The sequence below is a fragment of the Candidatus Pelagibacter sp. HIMB1636 genome (genome assembly GCF_052047675.1).
Lineage (GTDB): Bacteria > Pseudomonadota > Alphaproteobacteria > Pelagibacterales > Pelagibacteraceae > Pelagibacter.
Genome location: NZ_JBNAJP010000001.1, coordinates 863,869 through 886,923, shown reverse-complemented (window position 1 = coordinate 886,923; position 23,055 = coordinate 863,869). Strand labels below are relative to the sequence as shown.

Annotated in this window: 20 protein-coding genes and 1 tRNA gene; 13 read left to right on the top strand and 8 right to left on the bottom strand. The window is 26.7% G+C overall.

The annotated features are described in order from the left end of the window. Position 1 precedes the first annotated feature (1 nt). The 9 genes from ACTTA6_RS04705 to ligA all read left to right on the top strand — a co-directional run bounded on the left by ACTTA6_RS04705 (position 2) and on the right by ligA (position 9,518). Positions 2–1,069 carry a UDP-N-acetylglucosamine--N-acetylmuramyl-(pentapeptide) pyrophosphoryl-undecaprenol N-acetylglucosamine transferase gene (locus tag ACTTA6_RS04705; protein WP_440613877.1) on the top strand — a complete coding sequence of 356 codons (1,068 nt, stop codon included), beginning with the start codon at positions 2–4 and terminating at the stop codon, positions 1,067–1,069. Continuing rightward, on the top strand, positions 1,059–2,453 hold the full coding sequence (gene murC, locus ACTTA6_RS04700; RefSeq protein WP_440613878.1) for a UDP-N-acetylmuramate--L-alanine ligase: 1,395 nt from the start codon (positions 1,059–1,061) through the stop codon (positions 2,451–2,453). The genes ACTTA6_RS04705 and murC overlap by 11 nt, the downstream gene beginning before the upstream one ends. After that, positions 2,453–3,358 carry a UDP-N-acetylmuramate dehydrogenase gene (gene murB, locus ACTTA6_RS04695; RefSeq protein WP_440613879.1) on the top strand — a complete coding sequence of 302 codons (906 nt, stop codon included), beginning with the start codon at positions 2,453–2,455 and terminating at the stop codon, positions 3,356–3,358. Before murC ends, murB begins: the two co-directional genes overlap by 1 nt. 1 nt (position 3,359) lies before the next feature. Further along, positions 3,360–4,274 (top strand): D-alanine--D-alanine ligase, encoded by a 915-nt coding sequence (locus tag ACTTA6_RS04690; RefSeq protein WP_440613880.1) that lies wholly within the window; start codon positions 3,360–3,362, stop codon positions 4,272–4,274. Then, positions 4,255–4,929 (top strand): cell division protein FtsQ/DivIB, encoded by a 675-nt coding sequence (locus ACTTA6_RS04685; protein ID WP_440680386.1) that lies wholly within the window; start codon positions 4,255–4,257, stop codon positions 4,927–4,929. The genes ACTTA6_RS04690 and ACTTA6_RS04685 overlap by 20 nt, the downstream gene beginning before the upstream one ends. Continuing rightward, positions 4,922–5,626, top strand: coding sequence for a hypothetical protein (locus tag ACTTA6_RS04680; protein ID WP_440613881.1), 705 nt, complete (start codon positions 4,922–4,924; stop codon positions 5,624–5,626). The genes ACTTA6_RS04685 and ACTTA6_RS04680 overlap by 8 nt, the downstream gene beginning before the upstream one ends. 65 nt (positions 5,627–5,691) lie before the next feature. Continuing rightward, positions 5,692–6,612 (top strand): UDP-3-O-acyl-N-acetylglucosamine deacetylase, encoded by a 921-nt coding sequence (gene lpxC / locus ACTTA6_RS04675; RefSeq protein WP_440613882.1) that lies wholly within the window; start codon positions 5,692–5,694, stop codon positions 6,610–6,612. 46 nt (positions 6,613–6,658) lie between these two features. Continuing rightward, positions 6,659–7,498, top strand: coding sequence for an outer membrane protein assembly factor BamD (locus ACTTA6_RS04670; RefSeq protein ID WP_440613883.1), 840 nt, complete (start codon positions 6,659–6,661; stop codon positions 7,496–7,498). Further along, positions 7,491–9,518, top strand: a complete 2,028-nt coding sequence (gene ligA / locus ACTTA6_RS04665; RefSeq protein WP_440613884.1) for an NAD-dependent DNA ligase LigA — start codon at positions 7,491–7,493, stop codon at positions 9,516–9,518. Before ACTTA6_RS04670 ends, ligA begins: the two co-directional genes overlap by 8 nt. On the opposite strand, the gene ACTTA6_RS04660 is transcribed toward ligA, so the two are convergent. Together ACTTA6_RS04660 and ACTTA6_RS04655 are read right to left on the bottom strand one after the other, a co-directional pair. Continuing rightward, positions 9,501–11,195, bottom strand: a complete 1,695-nt coding sequence (locus tag ACTTA6_RS04660; protein WP_440613885.1) for a M24 family metallopeptidase — start codon at positions 11,193–11,195, stop codon at positions 9,501–9,503. The genes ligA and ACTTA6_RS04660 overlap by 18 nt on opposite strands. Further along, positions 11,192–13,228, bottom strand: a complete 2,037-nt coding sequence (locus ACTTA6_RS04655) for an ATP-dependent helicase (protein ID WP_440613886.1) — start codon at positions 13,226–13,228, stop codon at positions 11,192–11,194. Before ACTTA6_RS04655 ends, ACTTA6_RS04660 begins: the two co-directional genes overlap by 4 nt. A gap of 33 nt (positions 13,229–13,261) precedes the next feature. On the opposite strand from ACTTA6_RS04655, the gene ACTTA6_RS04650 reads away from it, so the two are divergent. Next, positions 13,262–14,752 carry a hypothetical protein gene (locus tag ACTTA6_RS04650; protein ID WP_440613887.1) on the top strand — a complete coding sequence of 497 codons (1,491 nt, stop codon included), beginning with the start codon at positions 13,262–13,264 and terminating at the stop codon, positions 14,750–14,752. Here the strand turns inward: ACTTA6_RS04650 and fumC are convergent. After that, positions 14,740–16,128: a class II fumarate hydratase gene (fumC, locus tag ACTTA6_RS04645; protein ID WP_440613888.1), complete on the bottom strand. Its 1,389-nt coding sequence runs from the start codon at positions 16,126–16,128 to the stop codon at positions 14,740–14,742. The genes ACTTA6_RS04650 and fumC overlap by 13 nt on opposite strands. A 67-nt stretch (positions 16,129–16,195) precedes the next feature. On the opposite strand from fumC, the gene ACTTA6_RS04640 reads away from it, so the two are divergent. Next, complete coding sequence (locus ACTTA6_RS04640) at positions 16,196–16,567, top strand: phosphoribosyl-ATP diphosphatase (RefSeq protein WP_440613889.1); 372 nt, start codon at positions 16,196–16,198, stop codon at positions 16,565–16,567. Here ACTTA6_RS04640 and nadC read toward each other — a convergent pair. Then, a complete protein-coding gene (gene nadC, locus ACTTA6_RS04635) occupies positions 16,564–17,397 on the bottom strand; it encodes a carboxylating nicotinate-nucleotide diphosphorylase (protein ID WP_440613890.1) in 834 nt (277 codons plus the stop codon). The genes ACTTA6_RS04640 and nadC overlap by 4 nt on opposite strands. Positions 17,398–17,401: 4 nt before the next feature. Then, positions 17,402–18,391, bottom strand: a complete 990-nt coding sequence (gene nadA / locus ACTTA6_RS04630) for a quinolinate synthase NadA (RefSeq protein ID WP_440613891.1) — start codon at positions 18,389–18,391, stop codon at positions 17,402–17,404. A 55-nt stretch (positions 18,392–18,446) separates the two neighbouring features. Between nadA and ACTTA6_RS04625 the strand changes: the two genes are divergently transcribed. Beyond that, positions 18,447–18,532 (top strand) — tRNA-Leu (locus tag ACTTA6_RS04625). A 9-nt stretch (positions 18,533–18,541) separates the two neighbouring features. Here ACTTA6_RS04625 and ygfZ read toward each other — a convergent pair. Further along, positions 18,542–19,429: a CAF17-like 4Fe-4S cluster assembly/insertion protein YgfZ gene (gene ygfZ, locus ACTTA6_RS04620; RefSeq protein WP_440613892.1), complete on the bottom strand. Its 888-nt coding sequence runs from the start codon at positions 19,427–19,429 to the stop codon at positions 18,542–18,544. Between the two features lie 43 nt (positions 19,430–19,472). Between ygfZ and ACTTA6_RS04615 the strand changes: the two genes are divergently transcribed. After that, the gene (locus ACTTA6_RS04615) at positions 19,473–20,780 is read left to right on the top strand and encodes a dihydroorotase (protein WP_440613893.1); all 1,308 of its coding nucleotides are present in this window, start codon (positions 19,473–19,475) and stop codon (positions 20,778–20,780) included. Here the strand turns inward: ACTTA6_RS04615 and ACTTA6_RS04610 are convergent. Both ACTTA6_RS04610 and ACTTA6_RS04605 read right to left on the bottom strand, forming a co-directional pair. Then, the gene (locus ACTTA6_RS04610; protein ID WP_262589656.1) at positions 20,773–21,108 is read right to left on the bottom strand and encodes a DMT family transporter; all 336 of its coding nucleotides are present in this window, start codon (positions 21,106–21,108) and stop codon (positions 20,773–20,775) included. The genes ACTTA6_RS04615 and ACTTA6_RS04610 overlap by 8 nt on opposite strands. Beyond that, complete coding sequence (locus ACTTA6_RS04605; RefSeq protein WP_440613894.1) at positions 21,108–23,003, bottom strand: propionyl-CoA synthetase; 1,896 nt, start codon at positions 23,001–23,003, stop codon at positions 21,108–21,110. The genes ACTTA6_RS04610 and ACTTA6_RS04605 overlap by 1 nt, the downstream gene beginning before the upstream one ends. Positions 23,004–23,055: the final 52 nt, after the last annotated feature.

Here is a 23,055-nt window from a genome sequence, read left to right as displayed (position 1 = left end):
AGTGAGAGAAAAAGTATTAATTTCCACTGGAGGTTCTGGAGGACATGTTATTCCTGCAATTACAATTCATGACCATTTAAAAGAAAAATATGACACAATAATCTCAACAGATTCTAGAGGATTAAAATATTTAGAAAAAAATGATTATAGATCTATTTTAATAGATACACCTCAGTTTAATCGTTTAATACTTTTTCCTTTTAAATTATTTAAAGTCTTAATATTAATAATTTATTCTCTAAAAATATTAAAAAAAGAAAAAATTTCTTACTTAATTTCAACGGGTGGGTACATGTCCTTACCTTTATGTTTAGCAGCAAAAATTCTAAATATTAAAATTTTTTTAATTGAACCAAATATGGTTTTAGGAAGAGCGAATAAATTTTTTTTAAATTTTTCTAAAAAATTAATTTGTTATTCAAAAAACTTAAAAAATTATCCAAAAAAATTTGAAAAACAGAAAAAAATTTCAAAACCTTTTATAAGAAAAAAATATTATGAATCAAATTTATATAAAAAAGATGTAAATTTGTTTACCATTATGATTATTGGAGGTAGTCAAGGAGCTAAAATTTTTGATACACTTGTCAATGAATCAATTTTGAGTGTCTCAAAATCTTGCTTAATTAATGTAATCCATCAAACTAGTCAAAAAAATATAAACTATTTAAAAAATTTTTATAAAATTAATAATATAGAAAGCAATGTTTTTAGTTTTGATCAAAATTTAAATGAACTCATGAAACAGTCTGATTTATGTATATCAAGGTCAGGTGCTTCAAGCTTAGCTGAAATGTCATTAATGAATATTCCTTTTATAGCTGTGCCACTTCCTAGTTCCAAGGATAATCATCAATATGAAAATGCTAAATATTATTATGATAAAAATTGTTGTTGGATAATTGATCAAAAAAAATTTGATAAAAATAAATTTGAAGAATTATTGTTGAAAATATCAAAGAAAGATGAGGATTATGTTGCAAAAAAAGAAAATTTAAAAAAATTAAATTATCAAAATACTTGGAATAATGTTAATCAAAATTTATTGGAAATTTTAAATGAAAATTGAATTAGCTAAATCAGAGGTCATTCATTTTGTTGGTATAGGTGGGATAGGGATGAGTGGCCTTTCAATGATAATGAAAAGAAAGGGTTTTAAAGTTCAAGGAAGTGATATTTCAAATAATAAAAATATTAATAGAATTAGAAAAGAAAAAATCAAAGTTTATGTTGGACATAAAAAACAGAATATAAATAAGGCTACAATTCTGGTTGTATCTTCTGCAATTAAAAAAAATAACCCAGAATTAATTGAGGCAAAATCAAAAGGTCTACCAATATACAAAAGAGGAGAAATGCTAGCAAACATTGTGTCTCTTTCTAAAAATATTGTTGTCGTTGGATCTCACGGTAAAACAACAACTACTTCTTTAATTGCATCAATTTTTCAGAATACAAAAATAGACCCAACTATTATTAATGGAGGAATTATAAATTCGATAAATAATACAGCAAAATTAGGTAAAAGTGATTGGTCTATATTAGAAGCTGACGAGTCTGATGGTAGCTTTATATTTATTCCTCCAACTTACTCAATTATCACTAACATTGATAGAGAGCACATGGATTTTTATAATTCGATGAAAAAATTAAATAAATATTTTATTGATTTTGTTGAGAAGGTTCCATCTTTTGGAAAATCATTTATCTGTTTAGATGATAAGAATAACAAAAATCTAATAAAAAATATTAAAAAGAAAAATTTCTATACATACGGTGAAGACCCTAAATCAAACTTTTCTATAAAAAATATAAATCAATTTAAAGAATTTTCAAAATTTGATTTATTAATAAAATTACCAAATAAAAAAAATCGATATTTAAAAAATATCACAATCCCTCTACTTGGAAATCATAATATTAAAAATGCAGTTGCGGCTCTTGCGGTATCGTTGACTGTTGGAATATCAATATTTGATATAAAAAAAGGACTTAAAAATTTTAAAGGTGTTCAAAGAAGATTTAATAAGATTTTTTCTTTTAATAATGTTGATTTTTTTGATGACTATGCACATCACCCAACCGAGATAAGAGAAGTACTTAATGGGGTAATGAAAGTTTATAAAGGTTATGAGAAGATATGTATTTTTCAACCCCATAGAATATCAAGAGTAAAAGATTTAAAAAAAGAGTTTACTTACGCTTTTAGAGATGCTGATAAAGTAATTTTATTTCCGATTTATAATGCTGGTGAAAAAATGAAACTTGGATTTAGTTATCTTAGTTTCGCAAAACAAATTATTAAAAATTCTAGTGTTGAATTATTGATGATCGAGGATCAATTGCAATTAGCAAAATATGTAAAAAGTAATATTTATGGAAAAAAAATTGTCATTGGTATGGGTGCTGGTTCAATTTCAAGCTGGATGAGAGAATTACCTAAATATTTATAATGAAAACTAATTTGAAAGAACTAACAGAAGAGTTTGGTCAAAACCTTAAGCTAGACTATGATTTAAAAAAAAAAAATTGGTTTAATATTGGTGGTAAAACTAAAATTTATTTTAAAGCAGATAATTTAAAAGATTTAATCAAATTTTTAAAAATTATAGAAAATAAAGAAAATATTTTTGTCTTAGGTGGAGGATCCAACACATTAATAACTGACGATAAATATGACGGTGTAGTAATCAAGCTTGCAAATAATTTTAATAATTTATCAGTTCTGTCAGATGATATAATTATTGCAGGAAGTATTGTTAGTGACAAAGCATTATCAGAATTTGCATTAGAAAATAGTTTAGGTGGTTTTGAATTTTTGTCTTGTATACCAGGTACAGTTGGTGGTGGAATTAAAATGAATGCTGGCTGTTTTAATAGAGAATTTAAAGATATTCTAATTTCGATTCAAGCAGTTACTAAATCTGGCCAGGTAGTAACTATACCTGCAAAAGATATAGATTTTAAATACAGAGATAGCGGTTTATCTGATGACCTTATTTTTTTAAGCGCCTCCTTTAAAGGGTTTAAGAAAGAAAAAGAATTAATCCAAAATGAAATGAATTTTTTAAAAGAAAAAAAAGAAAAAGCACAACCAACAAGAATTAAAACCAGCGGAAGTACTTTTAAAAACCCTTTAGATCAATCTAAAAAAAAGGTTTGGGAACTAATAAAAGAGTCTGTTCCATTAGATATTTCTTTTGGTGATGCATATATTTCAGAAAAACACTGTAATTTTTTTGTAAATAAAGGTAATGCTAAATTTAAAGATATGAGGAGTTTGATTGAATATGTGTCAAAAAATGTTTTTGAGAAAACAGGTGTAAAGTTAGAAACTGAAATTAAAATTTTAGAATAAATTGAAAAAAAAAATACTAATACTTTCAGGTGGAATATCAAAGGAGAGATTAATAAGTCTTGATACAGGTAAACAGGTTGCCAAAGAGCTGAAAAAAAATGGTTATAAAATTCAGATTTCTGAACCAGATAGATCTTTATCTTTAAATATCAAAAAATTTAAACCTGATATAATTTTTAATGCATTGCATGGTCAATTTGGAGAGGATGGATATATCCAAAGTATTTTAGAGAAATTTAAAATTCCATATACCCATTCTGGTGTTGTTGCTTCATCTTTAGCTATGGATAAAGAAATTTCAAAAAAAATTTTTATAAAAAATAAAATTAATACACCAAAATTTTTTGTTTATAATTATGGTTATAAATCATCTACCTTAATAAAAAAAATTCAGTCAAAATTAAAATTTCCTGTTGTCATAAAACCTTTAAATGAAGGTTCAAGTGTTAATGTTTTTATATGCAACAAATCTAATCTAACGCAAAAAATTAAATCATTAAAAGATTACAAAAAAATTATGATTGAGGAATTTATTGGAGGAAGAGAAATTCAGGTAGCAATTATGGGTAATAAAAAACTTGGAGCAATTGAATTAAAACCCAAAAGAGCTTTTTATGATTATCAAGCAAAGTACAATACAAATGCAAAAACTAAACATATAATACCTGTTGATTTACCAAATAAAAAATTAAATCAAGTATTGAATATTGCTTTTAAAGCACACCAGATTATTGGTTGTTCTGGTGTAACACGTTCAGATTTTAAATATTTTAAGGGTAGATTTTATCTATTAGAAATTAACACACAACCTGGTATGACAAAATTATCTCTCGTACCCGAAATAGCTTCTTATGAAGGAATAAGCTTTTTGAAATTAATTGAATGGATTTTGAAAGATGCCTCAAAGAAAAAGTAAAAAAATCTTAATTTACTTTTTTTTGTTGGTTTTAGTGGGCTCTATAAATAATAATTCAATAAACAATCTAAAATTTGAAAAAATTAAAAATATAAATATTTTTGGTTTAGATGAAAGTGATCGAAAAATAATACTTTATAATTTAAATAATTTAGATTTAAAAAATATTTTTTTTATTAATAAAAAAAAAATTCAAAGTATAATCGAGTCCAATTCATTAGTTGAAGATTATAACGTTATAAAAAAATATCCTCATTCAATTGATATTAATATAAAGAAGACAAATTTTATTGCTCGGATCAATAAAAATGGAAAGTTTTTTTTAGTTGGTAATAATGGTAAACTATCAAACAATTATATTTCAAATATACAACTACCGTACATATTTGGGAGTCCAGAGTTAAATGAGGTACTCGAATTAAAGAAAATTATTGATCAATCAAATATTGTTTATTCACAAATAGAATCTCTATTTTACTTTAAATCTAATAGATGGGATTTAAAATTTACTAACAATTTATTAATTAAATTACCTGAAAAAATTGATAAAGAAATTTTAGATAAAATATCATTTTTTTTAGAAAATATTGAATTAGAGAATAAAAAAATATTGGATGCTAGAATAAAAAATCAAATAATAATTTTAAATGAATGATGTAATAGACTTTGAAACTTATTTAATTATTTCTCATAAAAAATTTGAAATACACTTGTTAGATATAAAAAATTTTAAAAATTTATATAAGAGAGAATTTGATTATGAAACTGACTTAGAAAAAATAGATTTAAATCTTTTAAGTGAGTTTTTAGAAAAAAATATTTTTAAGATCGAAAAAGTAGCAAGAAACTTCGTAAATAATATAAATGTTATAATTGAAAACAATTCAATCCTTAACTTTGATTTAAGTTTGAAAACAAAAAATTATTCTGGAAATATTACAAATTTATTTTTAGAAAACACACTTTCAGATGCAAAAGATTTATTTCAAGAAAATTATAGTCAATACAAACTAATGCATATGTTAATAAATAAATACATACTAGATGGTGTTGGCTATTCATCTCTCAAAGATAAAATTAATTGTGATGAAATATTTTTAGAAATTAAATTAATTTCTATTTCAAATACAATTATTTTAGAGATTGAAAACATTTTAAAAAGATACCAAATTCAGGTTAATAATTATTTAGACAAAGCATATGTAAAAGATTTTTATAAAGATGAAAAATTAGATATTTCACACAAAGCGTACAAATTGTTAAGTGGTTCAAATATCAATGAAGTTCGTATAATTTCAAAAACCTCTCAAAAGAAAGGCTTTTTCGAAAAATTTTTTCAATTTTTTAGTTAATTTTGTTTTTTCTTGTAACAATAGTTGTTTTTAAATAATTCAACATTCAAATTAGAAATCATCCTGTGTCTTATTTAACTCAAAAAACTATTAAAGATAATACTTCATTTAGTGGAATATCTCTTCACAGTGGTATAGATGTGAAAGTTAGCATTAAACCTGCGCCACCTAACCATGGTATAGTTTTTAAAAGAATAGATTTAAAAAGTAACAACTTAGTTTATCCAAATTTTATGAATGTTACTAATACATCTTTAAACACTACAATTGAAAATGAATTTGGTGTTAAAGTGTCAACTATTGAACATTTAATGTGTGCATTATTTGGTTTAGGGATAGATAATGCCTTAATCGAAATTGATAATGAGGAAGTTCCTATATTAGATGGATCTGCAAAAATATTTATAGAAAAAATTATTTCAGCTGGTATTGAAATTTCACAATCTCCAATAAAAATAATTAAGATAAATAAAGAAATAAGTTATTCGGAAGGTGATCGATTTATAAATATCAAACCATCAACTTTGAGTTTGGATATTGATTTTGAACTTAGATACAAAAACCCTCTTATTGGAATTCAAAGAAATAAATTTAAAGTATATGAGGATGATTTAACTGACGTTTACAATTCAAGAACTTTTTGTCTATTTGAAGATATTGAAATAATAAAAAAAAATGGCTTAGCTAAAGGCGGAAGTCTTGAAAATGCTGTGGTAGTAAAAGATAAAGTAATTTTAAATCCTGAGGGACTTAGAAATAAAAAAGAATTTGTGAACCATAAAATTTTGGATTGTATTGGAGATTTATATACATCTGGATATAGAATGGTTGCAAGCATTACATGTTCACAAGGTGGTCACTACCTTACTAACCAGTTATTAAGAAAAGTATTTCTAAAAAAAGAAAATTTTTCAATAATAGAAATTAAAGAAAAAAACTTGCCACATTCATTAATCAATAGAAATATCCTAAAACAAATCGCTTAAGATTTTTATAAATTTCAAATTAATTTAATTGAAGTATAATTTAATAATGAAAATTAATAGATATTTATCAATCATTTTCCTATTACTGATTTTATCTTGTTCCAAAGAAGATATTAAAGAGTCAGTAATAACAGAGAAAAATTTAGAACTTCAAGTTCTGGAAGCTTATAGAGAAGGAAGAGATTCATTAAATAAAGGAGATGTTTTGTATGCTGCAAAAAAATTTAATGAAGCAGAGATCCTATTTCCTCAATCTGAATGGGCTCCAAAATCAGCTCTTATGGCATCTTATGCGTATTATATTCAGGATTATTATGGTGATGCGATAGGGGAATTGGAAAGATTTTTAAAAATATATCCAAAATACAAACATATTGATTATGTGTATTACATGTTAGGAATTTGTTATTACGAACAAATCGTAGATGAAAAGAAAGATTTACAGTCAATCGTTAAGTCAAAAGAATTTTTCAGTTACGTTATAAAGAAATTTCCTAACTCTGATTATGCTTTAGACTCTGAATTTAAAGTTGACTTTATCAATGATATTCTAGCATCTAAAGAAATATATCTAGGAAGATACTATTTTAATAAAAAAAAGTGGATACCAGCTATTAATCGTTTTAGAACTGTAATAGATGAATATGATACAACTATATATGTAGAAGAGGCTCTACATAGGCTTGTAGAAGTTTATTATACAATAGGTCTTGCAGACGAGTCTAAAAAGTATGCAAAAGTTTTGGGGTATAACTATAAATCCTCTGAATGGTATGAAAATTCTTATGCAGTATTTAATAAAAGATATAAAAAAAATAAATCTGAAAAAAAAGAAAAAAGTATAATTATTAAAAAATTTAAATCTTTATTAGAGTTGAATGAATAAAGAAATAATCCAAGAATATAATAAAAAACTAAGTGTATTAAAAAAATACAATAAATTTTATTATGATAAAAATAAACCATTAGTTTCAGATCAAGAGTTCGATACTTTGAAAAATGAAATTTTATCATTAGAGAAGAAATACAGTTTTTTAACATCAGATTTATCTCCTTCAAAAATAGTAGGCTTTAAACCTTCAAAAAATTTTAAAAAAGCACCACATAAAGTGCCAATGTTATCTTTAGGAAACGCTTTTTCAGAAGAAGATTTAATTAATTTTGAAAAAAAAATTAAAAATTATTTGTCATTAAAAAATGATTTTGAAATTTTTTATAGTGCTGAGCCAAAAATTGATGGAATATCTGCTTCATTAACTTTTAAGAATGGTAAATTTTATAAAGGTCTTTCAAGAGGAGATGGAAAAGAAGGCGAGGATATAACTGAAAACCTTAAGACATTAAAAGATATACCAAAAGAAGTTGTTCACAAAGATTTTCCAGAGGAAATTGATATCAGGGGTGAAGTATTTATTCAAAATAGTGATTTTAAAAGTTTAAATGAAAAATTTGCCAATCCTAGAAATGCAGCATCTGGTTCTCTTAGACAAAAAAATCCAGAGGAGACAAAAAAAATACCCTTAAAATTTATTGCTTATACTTTTGGTTATGAAAAAGGACTAACCGTTAATAATCAATCTGATTTTATTAAAAAATTAAATAAATGGGGATTTCAAACAAATCCAATGAATAAGTTAATTTCAGGTGTTAAAAATTTAATGACAAATTATCAAGAAATTCAAAAAAAAAGAGCTAATATAGATTTAGACATAGATGGAATAGTTTACAAAATTAACGATTTTGCAATGCAAAAAAGACTAGGTAATGTTGCAAATGCACCTAGATGGGCTATTGCACATAAATTTTCATCTAACAAAGCAGTTTCTAAAATTTTAGATATAGAAATTCAAATAGGTAGAACTGGTGCATTAACTCCAGTTGCTAAAATTAAACCAATTAATATAGGGGGTGTTGTAGTTTCAAACGCAACCTTACACAATGAAGATGAAATTATCCGAAAAGATATTAGGATAGGTGATGAGGCAGTTATTGAGAGAGCTGGCGATGTAATACCGCATATACTTTCAGTAGATAAAAAAAAAAGATCACAAAATTCACAAAAATTCATTTTTCCAAAAAATTGCCCATCATGTGGATCTGAAACAATAAAAGAATATAATACGGTAACCAAAAAAATTGATGCTGTCAGGAGATGTTCTAGTGAGGGTTATTATTGTGATAAAATATCAATTGAAAAATTAAAACACTTTGTTTCAAAAGAAGCCTTTAATATAGATGGTTTTGGTAAAAAAATAGTTGAAAATTTTTGGAAATTAAAATTCATAAAATATCCTCAAGATATTTTTAATTTAGATTTTACAAAAATTGAAAATTTAGATGGTTGGGGAAAACTTTCTGTTCAAAATTTAAAATATTCAATCGATCAAAAAAAAATTATTTCTTTAGAAAGATTTATATATTCTCTGGGAATACGACATATAGGTTTAGAAAATGCAAAATTGTTATCTAAAAATTTTGTTTCATTTTCAGAGTTTAAAAATTTATCCAAAAAAACTAATTATGAAGATTTGCTAAATATTGATGGAATAGGTGAAACACAAGTTAATTCAATCAAGGGTTTTTTTTCAAATGAAGCTAACAAAAAAGTTTTGAATGAATTAGAAAAAGTTCTGTTAATTAAAGATGCTAATTTAATTTCCACCGAAGGTTTATTAAAAAATATGACTTTTTTAGTTACTGGGAAATTAGATGGAATTAGTAGAGCTGAGGTTAAATCTCTTATTGAGGAAAATTCAGGAAAAACAATTAGCAGTGTATCTAAAAAACTAAATTTCTTAATTATTGGTGAAAAACCAACTAAGAAGAAAGTGGATTATGCTAAAGAATTAAAAATAAAAGTTATTGACCAAGTTGAATTTTTAAAAATGCTAAATAAAACTAGCTAACCACTTTCTCTCATTTGGATTTAAATATTTAGATATCTTTGAATAAACTTCTAAATGATATTTAAATAGATAGTTTTTTTCATTATTTGTTAGTAGATCAAAATTTATTAAATCTTTCTCAATAGGTGCCAGTGTTAAATTATAAAATGATAAATTTTTATTTGTTTTTTTTACATAAACTAAATTTTCAATCCTAATTCCATATTCATTGGTTTTATAATACCCAGGTTCATTACTTAAAATCATACCTTCTCTTATTTTTACTGTATTTATTTTTGTAATCGATTGAGGCCCTTCATGAACATTAAGAAAGAAACCAACACCGTGTCCTGTACCATGCGCATAATCTAAGTTACTTCTATTAAGAAATTTTCTGGCTCTTTTGTCGATTTTTTTTCCTGTGTTATCTTTATTAATATTGGTCGTAGCTACAGCAATATGACCTTTTAAAACTTTGGTAAAAATATTTTTGATGTTTTGTTTTTGTTTTGAAAAACAAATTGTTCTTGTTACATCAGTTGTTCCATATTTGTATTGGCCTCCAGAATCACAAAGGAAAATATCCCTCTTATTTATAACACGGCAATTTTGCTTCTTTGCACGATAATGGACAATGGCACCATTTTTGCCAGATCCTGCTATTGTATCAAAACTAGGATAGAGAAAATTTTTATTTAATTTTCTAAAATTTTCAAGTTTTTTAGCTGCTTCTACTTCTGTAATTTTTTTTTTATTAATTTTTTTTATCCAAAATAAAAATTTAGTTAATGCTATTCCATCTAAGATATGAGCATTAATCATATTTTTAATTTCAGATTTATTTTTGATTGCCTTTAAAAGATAAACTGGATCTTCTCTTTTTATGATCTTAAATTTAGACTTAATTAAATTTTCATAAAATATTGAACAAGATTTATCATCAATAATAAAGTTTTTTCCCTTAAGATGTTGTATTTTACTTGGTAGAGAGTTTGTATCTGATAATTCATCTTTATTAATAATTTTATGTTTTAATAATTGCTTACATTTTTTAAAATTACTTATAAGTAGTATTTTTTTTGATTTACTTACTATTAATCTCGAATTGGGCACTGGACTGTTAGGACCATCTCTACCTCTTATATTTAAAGTCCAAGCTACATTTTCTGGAGCACTAATAAAAATATAATCGGAATTATTTTTTTTTAAATATTTAGCTATCTTATTTAATTTTGAACAAATACTTTCACCTACAATATTTTTATCTAAAGAAAAAAATGGTTTAGAGGTATGTTTTTTCTGTTTTTTAATTTCATCAATTAGATTTTTTTCAATAGATTTGATTTTGTTATGTTTTAAAAAATAATTTTTAACTTGAGTATTGGTAAATAACTTTGGATCTATACCAAGTGTAAGATTTTTAAATAAATTACAATTTATTAATTTTTCAAATCCATAAATTTTAAAATTTTTACCACTCTCAATTTTACTTTGAATTGTATATCTACCATCTGTAAACAAATAATTTTTATTTTTAAGAATTATGGCTAAACCAGCAGACCCACTAAAATTTGAAATAACCTCTAATCGGTTTAATTTTGAATATTCAGTGAAAAAATCGTCATTTTTTGGAATTATGTAACCATCAATTCCATATTTTTTAAATTTACTTCTTAATTTTTTTATGTGATTACTCATTTAATTCTCTTTTGATATCTTATCCACCCAGGACTTCTTGTCCCTTCATCAATTTCAAAATCCTGATTAAACTCAAAATCATCATCATTGTTAATTTCCTCTTCAAAAAAAGAATTTTTTTCTAAATGTTTTTCTGGTAATTCATCAATAAATCGCGAAGCCATACTGTCTATCCAATCCCCTTGGTAAAATCTATTCATTGAGAAAGAAATTATAGCTTTCTTCTTTGCTCTTGTAATTCCTACATACGCTAAACGTCTTTCTTCTTCTAGGCCATTTTGACCTTTTTCTTCAATAGATTTTTGATGTGGAAACAATCCTTCTTCCCATCCAGGTAAAAATACAACATCAAATTCTAAACCTTTTGCTGCATGCATGGTCATCATATTAATTTTTTCACCATCCCATTCTTGATCTACCGAGGTTGCTAAAGATACGTGTTCTAAAAAACTTTCTAGATTATCAAATTCTTTCATAGCACTTAACAACTCTTTGATATTTTCTAGTCTATTTTCATTATCTAAATCTTTTTTATTTTTTAGCATTGCTGAATAACCAGACTCATCTAAAACAATCTGTAATAACTTAATATGATTTGATTTCTTTATCATTAAATCATCTCTCCATTTGTTTAGAGAATTAATAAACAAGCTAAGTCCAATTTTAGCTTTTGGTTTAATTAAATTTTGCTCAAGCATTTTGATTGATGCTCTTTCTAAATTTAAATTATTTTCCTTAGCAAACTCGTGAATATTTTTTAAAGTACTATCACCTATCGATCTTTTTGGATTGTTAACAATTCTCTCAAAAGCTAAGTCATCTTTCTCTTGATGAATTAATCTTAAGTATGCAACACAATCTTTAATCTCAGCTCTTTCATAAAATTTTGTACCACCTAATATTCTGTAGGGCATACCAATTTTCAAAAATCGCTCTTCAAATTCACGTGTTTGAAAAATGGCTCTAACTAAAATTGCAATGTTGTTGTAAGAAAATTTTTTTTTTATTTTTTTTTCAATTTCGTCTGAAACTCCAACTGCTTCATCTTTACCATTTTTAAAACAGTTTAATTGAACCAAATCACCTTCTTCCATTGTTGTAATTAATGTTTTTCCAACTCTATTTTGATTATTAGAAATTAGGTTTGAAGCAACTGATAAAATATTCTGTGAAGATCTATAATTTTGTTCTAATCTTATTACTTTTGTATTCTCATAAACTTGATCAAATTCTAAAAAGTTTTTGATCTCTGCACCTCTCCAGCTATATATTGATTGATCATCATCACCAACACAGCAAATATTTTTATTTTTTTCAGATAAAAGATTAAGCCATCTACTTTGAATAAAATTTGTATCTTGGTACTCATCAACTAAAATATATTTGAAATTTTTAGAATATATTTCTCTAATATCAGGGTTAAATTCTAAAATTTTTACTGTATGTAAAATCAAATCACCAAAATCACAGGAATTTAAATCAGTTAATTTTTGTTGATATATTTTGTATAATGGAAGGACAGTTTTCTCATAAATATCTTTTTTGTTTATGACTACTTCTCCAGGATAAAAACCTTTATTCTTCCATCTATCAATTATTGCAAGTATAAATTTTGGAGATAATTGTTTGATATCAATATTTTCTGCTTTGCATATATTTTTTATCAATCTAATCTGATCATCAGTGTCTATAATAGTGAAATTTGAGTTTAGTTGTGCGGCAGAAGCATGTTTTCTTAATAATTTAGCACATATTGAGTGAAAAGTTCCCAACCAAGACAGACCAATATCAGCAGATCCTAAAATTTTACTAACTCTATTTTGCATTTCTTTAGCTGCTTTATTTGTAAATGTGACCGCTAGAATTTGATTTGGAAAAGCTTTTTTTTCCTTAATTATATTTGCTATTCTTGATGTTAGAACTTTAGTTTTTCCCGAACCAGCACCAGCTACTATTAAAAGAGGACCGTCAAGATGCATTACAGCCTCTTTTTGTGCTTCATTCAAATTATTTAAATATTCTCTATTTATCATTCAAAATAATGTTTTATAAGATTATCATCCAAAATGAATAATCTTAAATTTATTGCTAGTTTTTTTAAAAAATTCAGTAAATTTATTAATAATCTATTAGAGAAAAATTTAAACAAGTTAAATGTTTATAATTTTAAAAGTTTATTAATTAATAACAAAATATTTTTATCTATTGTCGCACTAATTATTTTATTTTTATCATATCTTTCATTCCCAAATATTCACAATAAAGAAGAAGTAGCTTCAGAAATTAAAAAAAATTTAAAAAACAAATTAAACCTAGAGTTTAATTTTCAAGAAGAATTAGATTATAAATTTTTACCAAGACCTCATTTTACTTCATATAATTCCTCAATAAATTTTAAAGATGATGAAATTACAGAAATAAAAAAATTTAAAGTTTATGTCTCTTTGGAAAACTTGTTTTCTTTAAAAAACATCAAATTAAATCACGTCATCTTGGAAGAAGCAAATTTTAATTTAAATAAAGAAAATTATAATTTTTTTTATAATCTACTAGATGGTAATTTTAATGATTTCAAATTTGAAATATTAAAAAGTAATGTTTTTTATAGAAGTTTAGAAAATGAAGTTTTATTTATTAATAATATCAAAAATGCAAAATTTTTTTTTGATCCTAGGGAAACTAAAAATATACTTGATGCAAATAATGAGATATTTAATTTACCTTATTCAATCAAAGTTTTTGATGATAAAATTGAAAAAACAATACATTCTAAAATAAATATAGAAACTTTAAGACTCGAAATAAACAATCAAACTTCATATGATGATACAAATTATTTAGGTTTTTCTGAAATAAATTTAATAAACACAAAAAGTTTATTTGAGTATAAATTAAATGATAATTTGTTTGAGTTTAAATTTTTTGATAAATTACAAAATCCAGAGTTTTCTTACACAGGTAAATTTAATTTTAAACCCTTTTACTCAAACATAACAGGCAATACGAATAAACTAAATTTCTCCCCTTTGTTTTCATCAAATGCAATAATTAAAGAGCTTTTAAAGACTGAAATTTTAAACAATAAAAATATTGATTTTTATTTAATCATTTCTGGAAACAGCATTAAACAATTTGATGATTTTAAAAATATTTTAATAAAATCAAAAATTCAAGAAGGTTTAGTGGATATTGATCAATCTAAAATGACATGGAAAAACAATATTGATTTTGAGTTTTTAGATAGCTTAATATTTGTTAAAGAAGGAAAATTAATTTTAGATTCAAACGTTGAAATTAATATAAATAATATAAATGAACTTTATAAGTTCTTGCTTACTCCAAAAAAATTGAGAAAAAAAATTAGTAAAGTCAATGTTAATTTCACTTATTTGTTTGATGAAAAAAATATAAAAGTTAACAATATCAAGGTTGATGGAAAAACACTTGAAAAATCTAATTATACTTTTGAAGAAATTTTACTAAAAGAAAATAATCTACAAAATAAAATTTATTTAAAAAATTTATTGAATGAAGTAATAAAAAACTATGTAGGATAAATCATTTTCTTAGGATCAACAATTCGCTCATAGTCTTTTTCACTAATTAATCCTGTTTTTAATGTTTCATATTTAAGTGTTGTATTGTTCTTCAAAGCTGTCTTCGCAATTTTTGCAGCATTATCATAGCCAATATGCGGAGCTAAAGCTGTTACTAACATTAAAGAATTATCTAAATGCTCCTTTATTCTCTTTTTGTTAGCTTTAATTCCTTTAACACAATAAAGAGCAAAATTTTTTGTACTGTCAGCTAATAAGTCAATAGATTGTAAAATGTTATGGGCAATTAATGGTTTAAATACATTCAATTGAAAATGACCATGTGATCCCGCCATTGTAATTCCATTGTGATTTCCAATTACGTTTGCACATACCATCGTAACTGCTTCACACTGAGTTGGATTTACTTTTCCAGGCATTATTGATGAGCCAGGTTCATTTTCAGGTAATATTAGTTCTCCGTATCCAGCTCGAGGTCCAGATCCTAAAAATCTGATATCATTTGAAATTTTCATTAATGCAACAGCACATGTGTTCAATGTTCCTGAAAAATTTACTATTGCATCGTGTGCTGCAAGTTCAGCAAATTTATTTGGTGCAGGTTTAAATTTTATTTTAGTAAATTTTGAAATTTCTTTAACAATTTTTTTATCAAAATTTTTTTTTGAGTTTATTCCTGTTCCAACAGCTGTTCCCCCTTGAGCTAAAAATAGAATTTCTTTTAATGCGTATTCGATTCTTTCAATACATTTTTTTAATTGAGCATGATATCCAGAAAACTCTTGACCAAGAGACAAGGGAGTTGCATCTTGAAGATGAGTTCTACCAATTTTAACTATTTTTTTAAATTCTATAGATTTTTTCTTTAATTCTTTTTCTAAGATTTTCAAACTTGGCAACATTTTAGAAAAAGTTTGTGTCGCTACAGAAATGTGCATTGCAGTTGGAAAAACATCATTAGTAGATTGAGATTTGTTTACATGATCATTTGGATGTACAGGTTTTTTAGTTCCTTTCTTTCCCCCTAAAATTTCTATAGCTCTATTGGCAATTACCTCGTTTACATTCATGTTTGTTTGAGTTCCAGAGCCTGTTTGCCAAACTTTTAAAGGAAAATTTTCATCTAATTTTCCATTAATAACTTCGTCTGAAGCTTTAATAATTGCTTTTGAAATCTTACCACTAATTAATTTATCTTTAGCATGAACTATAGCTGCTGATCTTTTAATAATAGCAATAGATTTTATTATTGAGATATTTACTAAAATTTTACCAATGTTAAAAAATTTATTTGATCTCTGCGTTGAGGCACCCCAGTATTTGTCATTGGGTACACTTATACTTCCAATACTGTCAAATTCTTTTCTTAATTTCATTGATTAATTTTTTAAGTACAAATAATTATATTAATACAATAAATTTTTAAAAACATACAGGAGCAATATGTCGAATTTTAGTAAAGTTGGAACTTTTATGAAAACCTTTGGTCAAGATGTTAAAACTAAGCCATCTTTTAGCACTGATAAGATAAATAAATTAAGATTAGATCTAATCAAAGAGGAGTTAGATGAGCTTACTGAAGCTATGAATAATAAAGATTTACTAGAAGTTGCTGATGCTTTGACTGATATTCTATATGTTACTTATGGAGCAGGTCATGCCTTTGGAATTGATTTAGATAAATGTTTTGAGGAAGTTCAAAACTCAAATATGAGCAAATTAGATGAAAATGGAAAACCTATTTATAATGAAGCTGGGAAAGTTATGAAAGGTCCTAACTATTTTAAACCTGATCTATCTAAGTTTGTAAGTTAAATTTCTAACTTAAAGTCAACAGCACTAGCACTATGAGTAATGCTTCCTATAGAAATTCTATTTACTCCTGTTGAGGCAATTGCTTTGACAGTTTTCAAATCAACATTTCCAGAGGCTTCTGTTTCGTAATATTTTTTAGCAATTTTAACTGCAATTTTTAAATTTTTTAAATTCATATTATCTAGTAGAACAGTATTAAATTTTAACCCTAAAATTGATCTAAGTTGATCAATTGTATCAACCTCTACTGTAATTTTTTTTCCTCTTTTATTTTTAATTGCTTTTATAACTAAATTTTTTAAATCTGAACTTGCGATATGATTGTCTTTTATTAGATATTCATCACTTAAATTAAATCTATGGTTCGTACCCCCTCCTAATTTCACAGCATACTTTTGAATTACTCTAAGATTTGGAATTGTTTTTCTAGTGCAACAAATTTTAGTTTTTTTTCCAGCTAATCTTACAAATTCATTCGTCTTTGTTGCTATACCAGAAATATGTGACAAAAAATTTAGAGCAACTCTTTCAGCAATCAAAATATTTTTTGCCTTACCTTTTATCAAAGCAACTAAAGAACCTTTTTTAATCTTTGAGCCATCTTTTTTTTTAACAATAAATTTTATTTTATTATCAATTAAGGAAAAAGTTTGTTTAACAAATAATAATCCAGCAACAATTGCATTTTGATTTGATATTAATTTAACGGTAACAATTTTATCGTTATTAATTAGTGCTGAAGTGATATCACCTGAAGGATAAAGATCTTCGTTTAGAGCTAACTTAACAGTACTTTTAATAAATTCATTGCTTAATTTTATTTTTGACACTTAATTATCTGCCAATAGCTGCCATTCTCTCTACAGAAATTCTTGCTTTTTCAATTGTTTCTTTATCCATTATAATTTCGCCAGTTTCGTTTTCCAAACAATCTAAAATTTTAGGTAAAGTGATCTTTTTCATATGTGGACACATATTGCATGGTTTAACAAAATCTACGTTTGGATTTTCAACTTGAATGTTATCGCTCATTGAACATTCAGTAACCATCATTACTTTTTTTGGTTGATTATCTTTTACATATTTAATCATTCCAGAAGTCGATCCTGCAAAATCACTTGCCTCGATTACATCTGGTGGACACTCTGGATGAGCAATAATTTTTATTCCAGGATTATTTTTTCTAATATCTTCAATTTCTTTTTTATTAAACTGGTCGTGTACTATACAAATTCCTTTCCAAGAAATAATTTCAACATCTGTTTGAGAAGCAACATATTTAGCTAAATAATCGTCAGGTAAAAATATTACCTTTTTTACTCCAAGTGATTTAACAATTTTAACTGCGTTTGCTGATGTACAACAAACATCTGTTTCAGCTTTTACTTCAGCCGAGGTATTTACATATGATACTACTGGAACACCTGGGTACTTCTCTTTTAGTAATCTCACATCTTTACCAGTGATTGAAGATGATAAAGAACAGCCCGCATCCATATCAGGTAAAATTACTTTTTTATTAGGGCTCATTAATTTTGCAGTTTCAGCCATAAAATGAACTCCTGCCATTAAAATTATATCTGCTGAAGTTTTTGAGGCCTCTATAGCTAGTGCAAGTGAGTCTGCAGAGAAATCAGCAACACCATGATAAATCTCTGGTGTTTGATAGTTGTGAGCTAAAATTACTGCATTCTTTTCTTTTTTTAATTTATTGATTTTATGTATGTATGGTGCATGCACTGACCATTCAATCTCAGGCATTACCTTTGAAATTTTTTGGTAAATAGGATCTGTTGCTTTACGTACTTCCTGTGTAAATTCCATGAAGTTTTTTACCAATTTGAAACATAATTGTCATTCATTTATTATGGGACATATTGCGGTCGTGCTGAAATTGGTAGACAGGCACGGTTGAGGGCCGTGTGGACCTAGTCCATGAGAGTTCGAGTCTCTCCGACCGCACCAAATTTCTATTTAACTAATCCAATTAGGTTTTTTTATGCTTATTGAAGCTTCTTTAGTTTTAAATTCAAGTTTTTCATCAAAGTTTTCATCTAAAAATTTGATTAAAGCGAAAGGGTAATCATTATTTATTAGTACTTTACCGATTTCATTTTCATTATTAAAAATAATTTCTCCTTCATTTAATTTTCCATAAATTATCTTTATAGGCATTAATCTTTTTGAAAGTTTATTTTTTAATTTAATTCTAGCTGTGTTTTCTTGGCCAACATAACAGCCTTTTTTAAAATCAATTCCATTTAGTTCTTCAAAATTACATTCAATACCAAATAATTTGTCTTGTAATTTGTTTAAATCTTTTGGAACTATTCCAAGACTATGGCTATGATAATAGTATTCATTTATATTTGCATCATGAAGATCTAGCTTTTTTAAAGATAAGTAAAGTTTTTCTAAATTAATGATTAATCTTGCTCCTAATTGTTTATTTCTTGGATCTAAAAAAATAGGATCTTCTCTATATTTAATAGTAAATCCTGATTGATCTTTTGCATCATCAAATTTCAAAAATTTTTCATGAGAAAAAGCTGCCACAACGAATTCATTACTTAGGTTAAGTATTTCAACTTTAGATCTTAGCTTATATAGAGATAACTGCTTAAACAATCCATCTGCTTGATACTTTTCACAATCTAAAAGATAACCTGATTTATGTTTTACAATTATAAATTCGTATAAAAATTTCCCTTGTGGAGTTAATAAAGATGTAAAACAACTATTATGTTCATTTACTTTATCTACGTCGTTACTGATAAGATTTTGTAAAAAACTTTTTGCATCTTCTCCACTTATGTAAAGAATTGATCTGTCTTCTAAAATATAAACATTTTTAATATTCATAATTGATTAATTATAGATTGTAATATAATAACAATTTCTCAGAATGTTAGATCTTTTAATCAAAAATGGAGAATGTTACATCGATGGTGAATTAAAAAACGTTGATGTTGCAATAAAAGATGGGAAAATTCAAAAGATTGGTCAAATTTCAGATCAAGCAAAAGAAACAATTAATGCTAAAGGTCAAACGGTTCTACCTGGCTGTATAGATACCCAAACACATTTTAGAGAACCTGGATCAACTGATACTGAGGATCTTCATTCAGGAAGTAGGGCGGCAATAGCTGGAGGGATTACTAGTGTATTTGAAATGCCTAATACTAATCCTCCAACTTCAAACATGAAAGAGTTTCAAAGAAAACTAGATCTCGCTAAAAATAGAATGTATTGCAATTACGCTTTTTACTTTGGTGCTACTGCTGATAATGCAGATGATTTAGCAAGCTTAAAGGAGTTAGAGGGATGTTGTGGAATTAAACTTTTTGCTGGATCTTCCACGGGAAATTTATTAGTTGCTGAAGAAGATGATATAGACAAAGTTTTTCAAAACGCTTCAAAAGTTGTTGCAGTTCATTCTGAAGATGAAGCGATATTAAAAATTAATAAAAAACTAATTAAAGAAGGAGATGTTCACACACATCCAGTATGGAGAAGTGCTGAGTGTGCTATAGCATCTACAAGAAGAATTGTAAGAATTGCAGAAAAACATAAGAAAAAAGCTCACGTTCTTCATATAACAACCAAAGAAGAAATTGATTTTCTTTCTCAGCATAAAGGAAACATTACTTTTGAGATAACTCCACAGCATTTAACTCTTTATGCTCCAGATTGTTATGACAAACTTGGAACATATGCTCAGATGAACCCGCCATTAAGAGACAAATCTCATTATGATAGACTGTGGTATGGTGTTAGAAATAATTTCAATGATACTATTGGATCAGATCACGCACCTCATTTAAAAGAAAATAAAGATAAAGTTTACCCTAATACTCCTTCAGGGATGCCAGGTGTTCAAACTTTAATGCCAGTAATGTTAAATCATATCAATGATGGAAAGCTTAGTTTAAATCAGTTGGTTAACTTTGTTTGTGAAAATCCAATTAAAATTTTTGGTATAAAAAATAAAGGGTTTATCAAAGAAGGATATGATGCTGACTTTACAATTGTCGATATGAATAAAACAATTGAAATTAAAAATGAAAATATTGAAAGTAAATGTAAATGGTCTCCATTTAATGGATTTAAATTTAAAGGAACACCTACCCATACTATCATTGCAGGAAAAATTAAAATGCAAGATGGGAAAATTTTAGGAGACCCAGAAGGCACCCCTTTAGTTTTTAGTTGATTGTTTTAGAGGAATAAATATTTACAAGAGTTAATCCCAATACGATTAAGAACATACCCAAAACAACCTGCCAGCTTAAAGACTGTCCGTAAAAAATATATCCAAGTATAGCAATTGTAAATATTCCCAAACCACACCATGTTGCATAAACTACAGCTAACGGAAGTTTAGTAACCACTATTGAGAGACAAAAAAATGCACAAACATAAAAAAATATTAAAGCACCTGTTGGAACTGGTTTAGTAAAACCTTTTGTAACAGGTAATAGCATTGTTCCTGAAACTTCAAATATAGTTGCAGCAATTAAGATCAAATAAGTTTTAAGCATTATTTTATAATTCCATTTTGAACTAAGTTTTCTTTAATTTCATCTAAAATTGCTGGATCATCTATTGTTGGTGGAATTTTATATTCAACACCATCTGCAATTTTTCTTATTGTTCCTCTTAAAATTTTTCCTGATCTAGTTTTTGGTAATCTTTTTATAACAATAACAGTCTTAAATGCAGCAACAGGGCCAATTTTATCTCTTACCATTTGCACACATTCTTTTGAGATAGTTTCATTATCTTTTTCAACACCAGATTTTAAAACTACTAAACCAATTGGTAATTGACCTTTTAATTTGTCTGCAATTCCAAGAACAGCACATTCTGCAACTGACTGATTTTCAGACAATACTTCTTCAATTGCACCAGTTGATAATCTGTGACCAGCAACATTAATAATATCATCTGTTCTAGACATGATCCAAATATAACCATCATCATCAATATGTCCCGCATCATATGTTTGATAATAACCCTCATAATTAGTCATATAGTTTTCTTTATATCTTTGATTTGCATTCCAAAGGGTAGGGAATGTTCCAGGAGGCAAAGGTAGTTTTACAACTATATCTCCCATTTCATTTGGTTTAGCTAAAGATTGATCTGGTTTAATGATTTTAACATCATATCCAGGAACAGCCTTGCAAGCTGAGCCATATTTGGTCTCCATCATTTCAATACCAGTGCAATTTGAGCTGATTGCCCAACTTGTCTCAGTTTGCCACCAGTGATCAATGACAGGAACCTTCAATAAATTTTCAGCCCACTTGATTGTATCTGGGTCAGCTCTTTCTCCAGCAAGGAACAAGCTCTCAAAACTAGATAAATCATATTTTGAGAAATATTTACCTTCAGGATCTTCCTTCTTGATAGCTCTAAATGCAGTTGGTGCAGTGAATAATGATTTTACTTTATAATCAGAAATGATTTTCCAAAAAGCACCTGCATCTGGAGTTCCAACAGGCTTTCCTTCAAATAAAACTGTAGTGCACCCTTTGAACAATGGAGCATAAACAATATAAGAGTGTCCAACAATCCAACCAATATCACTTGCGGACCACCAAATATCATCAATATCAATATTGTAGATATTCTTCATAGTCCATTTAAGAGCAACGATATGGCCACCAGTGTCTCTTACAATTCCTTTTGGTGTCCCTGTTGTTCCAGATGTATAAAGAATGTAAGCAAACTCATTTGAATTCATCTCAACACAATCAGCATCTTTTGCATTTGAGACTGCTTCTTCCCAACTTATCTCTGTTGAAGCATTTAATTTGACTTCATTTCCTGGTCTTTGGAACAAAATCATCTTTTCAATTTTATGATTAGCTATTTTTATAGCCTCCTCTACTAGAGGCTTGTATTCAACTGTCCTTCCAGGCTCAAAACCGCATGAAGCCGTTACTAATAACTTTGCTTTACTGTCATCTATTCTGCTTGCAAGTTCATTTGAGGCAAATCCACCAAAAACAACAGAGTGTATGGCCCCAATTCTTGCACACCCAAGCATAGCAATTACCGCCTCAGGGATCATCGGCATGTAAATAATTACTCTGTCTCCTTTATTTACACCTTCTTGCTTTAAAGCACCTGCAAATCTTGATACTTTTGCTCTAAGTTCTTCATAAGTGAACTTAGATTTATTGCCTGTAATAGGACTATCGTAGATTAAAGCTGTTTTTTGTCCTCTTCCTTGGTCAATATGAATGTCGAGAGCATTATAACAAGTGTTAGTAACACCATCTTCGAACCATTTATAGAAAGGAGGATTAGATTTATTTAAAATTTTTGTTGGTTTTTTAAACCAAAAGATATCTCCACTCGCTTCTTGCCAAAATTTTTCAGGGTTTTGAATGGAATTTTCGTAAATACTTTGAAATTTTTTTGACATTCTAATTTGATTCGATTTTTGTTATTTTTTTGGTTTTTAACTTATAAATTGT